Below are 6,553 nucleotides of genomic sequence, written 5' to 3'. Positions count from 1 at the left end.
GGATGTCAAAAAAATCCAGTGCAGAATATAAAGTAATCACCTTTAAACGACCTTAAGCTAGAATAATAAGCCATCCTTACCTTAGAAGCTCAACTGTGAACTGTTTTAAACGCTGAATAGGGGGGGCCAATATGACAAGGCACCTAATCGCAAGCAAAAGGCAGATCAAAGCGAAATGAAGCATCAAAAGAGCAGTGTGCACTCTAAGTTGTATGACTGAAACTCGATGGCTTAAGCATTGAGTAGCTGATTAGAATAAAATGAAAGATAAAGTGAAACGCAGTATAATTTTTATCGATAATACATTGTTATCTATATAGTCAATCTCAATTACGGCGAATGAAAATATCATGATTGTACGAGACAAAAGTAACATACTCACTTTACTATTTGCATGGCAAGGGACTATTTTACCCAAGGTATTGCCAGCACTTTTAATCGTGATGCTCATTTCAGGTGGTTTAGTTTATTTGTCTGCACAGCATTACTTGAAAATTCCTGCTGTACCCGCAATTGGCTTTACTATATTTGGCGTGATCTTATCGATTTTTCTGAGTTTTCGTAATAATGCCTGTTACGACCGTTGGTGGGAAGGGCGTAAGTTATGGGGAGCGTTGATTGCGAATTCACGACATATTTCACGAGACTCACATGTCTTGCCTGAAGAGCATCGTATTAAATTAATGCGTCGAACTATGTTGTTTAGCCGATTGTTACGTGATCGTTTACGTAAACAAAACTCATTTTTTGAGTCGGAGGCTACGTTTCATAGTTTTAGTGCGGAAGTGTTTGAAGATCTTAAAAGTGATATCAATGCTTCACAGTTTGTGCTTGAAGCTATTCAGCGTGATTTAGTACAAGCCTTGCGTGATCGAGAGATTAGCGACATTATTTATAATGCATTGAATCAACATATCATTGCATTAGGTAATATTCAGGCTGGCTGCGATCGTATTGTCAGTACACCATTACCGTTTGCATACTCCGTTTTATTGCATCGTACAGTTTACTGTTTCTGCTTAATTTTACCTTTTAGTTTAGAAGCAAGTTTAGGTATATGGACACCTATACTTGTTGGATTGATTGCTTATCTGTTTTTGGGTTTAGATGCACTAAGTTCACAACTTGAAGAACCATTTGGCCTGCAAGAAAATGATCTTCCTTTGGATTCGATTGTACGTTTAGTAGAACGTGAGATGTTAAGCTCGCTTGGGGAAAAGCTACCACCAAGTGTAGAAATTATAAATGCAAATCTAAGATAAGACTAAACAAGCAGTCTTAACTCATTAGGTGTAATTTGAAAGTATGGATGATGTCATTACATCATCCATTCAATGGGTAGGTAAGATACGCTGTGCATAATAAAGCGTTGGAACCAAGTACTGCCTGGGTCAACTGTATATTCAATTACATCGCCATTATGTTGGTGCTCTAACCAGATGATTTCACCTTGGGGATTCAGTTGAAGCTCATACGCGATTTTTGCTAAAGATTGATCAAGACTGGTTGAAATTTTTTCCTGTAACTGATCTGATTGAATTAGCAGGCCGACCTCAGTATTTAAAAAAGCAGAACGTGGATCAAAATTAAAAGAACCGATAAATACTTTGTCATCAATATTAATTAACTTCGTATGTAAGCTCGATTTGCTTTTTACTTTTGCAGGGATGACATTTCCAGTCATTACTTCATACCAAGTTCGATCATTACGTTCAATATAGGGTTTAAACTCATAAAGTTTGACACCGCTTTTTAATAGGTCATATCGATACTTTTGGTAAAAAGCATGGACCAAAGCAACATCATTGGCGACGTAGGCATTGGTGACTACACGTACTTTAACGTTGTTGTGAGGCAGCTGACTAAGAAAATCTAAACCTGATTTTGTAGGAACAAAATAAGCTGAGATTAGATCGAGCTCTTGCTGGGGTTTGCCCATTTTATTGATTAACTGGGTATACAGGAGTTGTTCTTCGTTGACCCGATCCAGAGTTTTGTCAGGGGAGTCTGCTAGAAAATTGGCTTGTGCCCAATAGAGCTGACTGTTTTTAATTTGATCAACTAGAGCCTCATGTTCTTCCTCAACTTTATGCTCAGTTTGTTTGTTATTTTGTGCGTAGATTTCAAAGTCTGTTCTGAGCTGGACTAAATCTTGGGGTGCACCTGAATCAATATAATCCTGAATTGGTGCACTTAACTGATGGTTCCAAAAAGCAATAAAATTATGATTGGCCTGATCGAGCACTTGCCCTAAAAATAATACATCAGTATCAGTAAACTGGAAGGATTGACTGGCATCGAAATATTCACCACTAATATTACGTCCACCAGTCACTGCAATTGAACCGTCTGCAATAATCAGTTTGTTATGCATACGTCGGTTAATTTTGGCAGCTCTAAATAGGTAGTCAAATACGCGTAGTGTGCGAAACTTATAGGGATTATAGAGTTTAATTTGAATATTAGGGTGTTGCATTAGTGCACGGAATTGCGGATCTAGTTGTCGACCATTTTGATCATCAATTAACAGTCGAACCTTTACACCACGATCAGCAGCCTGTAATAATTCACTCAGCATCAAATTACCAATAAAATCATCTGCCCAGATGTAATATTGTAGATCAAGGTTATGTTTGGCGTGACGAATGAGGAAAATGCGTGCAGCGATACTTCGAAATGCATCTTCTAAGACCAGATAAGCCGTCTCACCCTGTTGTAACTTAGTATTGGCCTCTGAGTTTTGGATCCAATGACTAAAGTTGGTTTTGAGCTGTGCTTCTGCGACTGGAGATTGATTCATATGGTTGCTACATCCTATGCTCAACAAAACTGAAGCAGTGATAAAAAAAGGAAGTAATTTTTTTTTAATCATCAAGTTGATCCGCTAAGTCTATAATCTGACTTGCAAGTTGGTTAATCATGTCATTAGACATAAAATAACATAGTCCTGATCATGCACCCTAACATGTTACAAATTAAGGAAATCAAATGAAATCACGTGCAGCTGTTGCCTTTGCCGCTGGAGAACCTTTACAAATTGTAGAAGTTGATGTTGCCCCACCTCAAGCTGGTGAAGTTTTAATTAAAGTGACACATAGTGGTGTTTGCCATACTGATGCCTTTACGTTATCTGGCGATGATCCAGAAGGGGTATTTCCTGCAATTTTAGGTCACGAAGGTGCTGGGATTGTGGTTGAGGTGGGTGAAGGTGTGACCAGCGTTAAACCTGGCGACCACGTCATTCCACTTTACACAGCTGAGTGTGGCGAATGTTTGTTCTGTAAATCAGGAAAAACCAATCTTTGTGTTGCAGTACGCGCAACGCAGGGTAAGGGTGTTATGCCTGATGGTACGACACGTTTTTCTTATCAAGGTCAGCCTATTTATCATTACATGGGATGTTCAACTTTTAGTGAATATACCGTTGTTGCTGAAGTTTCTTTAGCCAAGATTCATCCTGAAGCAAATCCTGAGCAAGTATGTTTATTGGGCTGTGGTGTAACAACAGGGATTGGTGCAGTACATAATACCGCCAAAGTACAGCCCGGTGATAGTGTTGCTGTATTTGGTTTAGGTGGGATTGGACTGGCTGTTGTGCAAGGTGCACGTCAAGCTCAGGCTGGCCGCATTATTGTGGTAGATACTAACCCTGAAAAGTTTGAATTGGCTAAACAATTTGGCGCGACTGATTGTTTAAATCCTAAAGATTATGATCAACCTATCCAACAAGTGATTGTCGAAATGACAGGTTGGGGAGTAGACCACTCTTTTGAATGTATTGGTAACGTCAATGTTATGCGTTCAGCTCTAGAGTGTGCACATCGTGGTTGGGGCCAGTCAGTGATTATTGGTGTTGCGGGTTCGGGTCAAGAAATTTCAACACGACCATTTCAGTTAGTGACTGGGCGTAGCTGGAAAGGAACTGCGTTTGGTGGTGTTAAAGGCCGTAGTCAGTTACCCGGAATGGTTGAACAGGCCATGCGTGGTGAAATTGAATTAGAACCTTTTGTAACACATACCATGCCATTAAGCGAAATTAACCATGCGTTTGAGCTTATGCACGAAGGCAAGTCGATTCGTAGTGTTGTGCATTTCGAAGACTAAATATTTTAACAAGTTAATTGTTATGATAAGAAAACGGGCATTTGCCCGTTTTCTTATTTCAGTACTTATACGATTAGTTACTTTGCTGAATAACCGTTGCCATAGACTGAGCAACATAGTCGATATTGTGGGTGTTTAGACCCGCAACGCACATACGACCACTACGAATCAGGTAGATTGCATAATCAGTACGTAAAGTATCCACTTGTTCAGGGCTTAGACCCGTATAACTGAACATGCCTTGCTGATTGATTAGATAGCTAAAATCACGATCTGGCATGGCTTGTTTGAGTTGATCATGTAAACGTTGACGCATATCTTTAATACGTTCACGCATCGCACTTAACTCTTGCGTCCAGTCTTGGTAGAGTTCGTCTTGATTAAGCACATCACTCACCAAAAGTGCGCCCGTGCTTGGTGGATTTGAGTAAATACGACGAATCGTTGCTTTTAACTGCCCTAACACATTTTGAGCTGAATTCGCATCATCACAAACAATGCTAAGTCCACCGACACGCTCACCATACAGTGAGAAAATTTTAGAATATGAGTTGCTTACAATAAAGTTGAGGCCAGCGCGGTCAAAAGCACGCATTGCATACGCATCTTGTTCTAAGCCTTGACCGAAGCCTTGATAAGCAATATCAAGGAATGCAATCAATTCGCCTTGCTTACAAACGTCAATGACTTGATCCCATTGCTCATTGGTTAAATCAGCACCGGTTGGGTTATGGCAGCAAGGGTGAAGCAAAACAATACCTTGTTTTGGAATTTGTTTTAGGGCTTCGAGCATTGCTGTAAAATCTACACCATTGCTTGCTGCGTCATAATATGGGTAAAAATGACTTTGAATACCAGCGCCATTAAAAATGGCAATGTGGTTTTCCCAAGTGGGTTGGCTTACCCATACATCAGAATTTGGGAAATATTTTTTCAGTAAATCCGCACCAACCTTGAGTGCACCTGAACCACCCAGTGTTTGTACAGTCACGACACGTCCAGCTTGACGTGCAGGGCTTTCTTCCCCAAAAATTAGCTTTTGCGTTGCTTGGTTATATGACTTTAATCCATCCATTGGAAGATAAGATTTTACCTTATCGTTATCCTTGGCAATATGGGTATGTGCAGTCTTTACCGCATTGAGCTGAGGTACAATACCTTGCTCATTATAGTAAAGACCAATACTTAAATTGACCTTTTCTGTACGTTGATCTTTATTAAACTCTTCCATTAGGGACAGAATTGGGTCACCTGCATATGCATCGACATGTTGAAACATGGCTTAAAGTCCTAGTTGATCTTGTTGTAAAACGATATCGCGGAGCATTGGTCGCTGATTGCGCCCAATATTTTTTCGCAAGGCCTAATCTAATACATGTTTTTGCACGAATTGTCCAAGATATTTTGGCTGTTGATCTTTATACTTTGTAATTATGATGCTTCGACCTATTCTATTGTTAAATTTTAACTGGATATTTTTATGATTTTAAATCTGGAACACCGTCAACCTGAACAGCGCAGTCCATACGCACCTATGTTATTTATTCATGGATTATTTGGGAGTATCGGTAATCTGGGTATACTGGCGCGTGCCTTTGAGCATAGTCATGAAACAATTCAAGTTGATGTGCGCAATCATGGTCGTTCGCCGCGTTCAGCACAGGTGAGTTATCAAGATATGGCACAAGATATTGTAGAGACTCTAGATTCTTTAAATATTCATGAGTTTAGTGTTGTTGGTCACTCGATGGGTGGCAAAATTGCCATGACCTTAGCTGATTTGGCTGCTGATCGTTTGCAAAAACTCGTGGTCTTAGATATGGCGCCTTATGCTTATCAAGAGAACCATCATGATACGATTTTTCAGGCTTTATTTGCTGTACAGCACGCTCAAGTTGCGACTCGTAAAGAGGCAACTGAAATTATGCAACAGTACATTAAAGAAAATATGGTCATTCAATTCTTGCTTAAATCTTGGTCTCAAGGGCAATGGTTATTTAATGTAGATGCACTACATGCACATTATGCAGACATCTTATCTTGGAAAAATCAAAGTGCTTGGAACAAGGATGCATTATTTGTGCGTGGTGGTCGCTCACATTATGTCACTCAAGATGCACAAGTTGCGGCAGTACAACAACAGTTTCCACAAGCGCAGCTTGAAACGATCAGTAGTGCAGGACATTGGTTGCATGCAGAACAACCAGCACAAATAATTTCATTTATTCAAGCCTATATGGATCAAGCATAAATACTTAGAGGGTATATAGTTATACCCTCTAGATTCAACTATTTGCCTTTAGTTCTGCGTATACTTAAACACTTTAATATTTTCATGGATGAAAATGAGTGCGAGCTAAAATTTTCCATGGCCCTGAATTATGGATCATTATTGCCGGTTATTCTGCTGCGGTTCATGTGGGGAAATTATCACCCGCTATTCCTGTAT

General features: G+C 39.7%; 5 protein-coding genes. 3 read left to right on the top strand and 2 right to left on the bottom strand.

Going from position 1 to position 6,553, the window contains the following annotated elements; all coding sequences use genetic code 11:
• The first annotated feature begins 350 nt into the window (after window positions 1–350).
• The gene (locus Aru01_RS17670) at window positions 351–1,262 is read left to right on the top strand and encodes a bestrophin family protein (protein WP_016656478.1); all 912 of its coding nucleotides are present in this window, start codon (window positions 351–353) and stop codon (window positions 1,260–1,262) included.
• Window positions 1,263–1,318: 56 nt separating this feature from the next.
• Here the strand turns inward: Aru01_RS17670 and Aru01_RS17665 are convergent, their stop codons facing one another.
• Window positions 1,319–2,800 carry a phospholipase D family protein gene (locus Aru01_RS17665; protein WP_016656477.1) on the bottom strand — a complete coding sequence of 494 codons (1,482 nt, stop codon included), beginning with the start codon at window positions 2,798–2,800 and terminating at the stop codon, window positions 1,319–1,321.
• 188 nt (window positions 2,801–2,988) lie between these two features.
• Between Aru01_RS17665 and Aru01_RS17660 the strand changes: the two genes are divergently transcribed.
• A complete protein-coding gene (locus Aru01_RS17660) occupies window positions 2,989–4,104 on the top strand; it encodes an S-(hydroxymethyl)glutathione dehydrogenase/class III alcohol dehydrogenase (RefSeq protein WP_016656476.1) in 1,116 nt (371 codons plus the stop codon).
• A gap of 73 nt (window positions 4,105–4,177) precedes the next feature.
• On the opposite strand, the gene Aru01_RS17655 is transcribed toward Aru01_RS17660, so the two are convergent.
• The gene (locus Aru01_RS17655) at window positions 4,178–5,383 is read right to left on the bottom strand and encodes an amino acid aminotransferase (RefSeq protein WP_016656475.1); all 1,206 of its coding nucleotides are present in this window, start codon (window positions 5,381–5,383) and stop codon (window positions 4,178–4,180) included.
• Between the two features lie 201 nt (window positions 5,384–5,584).
• Here Aru01_RS17655 and Aru01_RS17650 point away from each other — a divergent pair, with 201 nt between their 5' ends.
• Window positions 5,585–6,355 carry an alpha/beta fold hydrolase gene (locus tag Aru01_RS17650; RefSeq protein ID WP_016656474.1) on the top strand — a complete coding sequence of 257 codons (771 nt, stop codon included), beginning with the start codon at window positions 5,585–5,587 and terminating at the stop codon, window positions 6,353–6,355.
• Window positions 6,356–6,553 lie beyond the last annotated feature (198 nt).

Source organism: Acinetobacter rudis (assembly GCF_000829675.1).
Classification (GTDB): Bacteria; Pseudomonadota; Gammaproteobacteria; order Pseudomonadales; family Moraxellaceae; genus Acinetobacter; species Acinetobacter rudis.
This window is presented reverse-complemented; position numbering and strand designations above follow the sequence as displayed.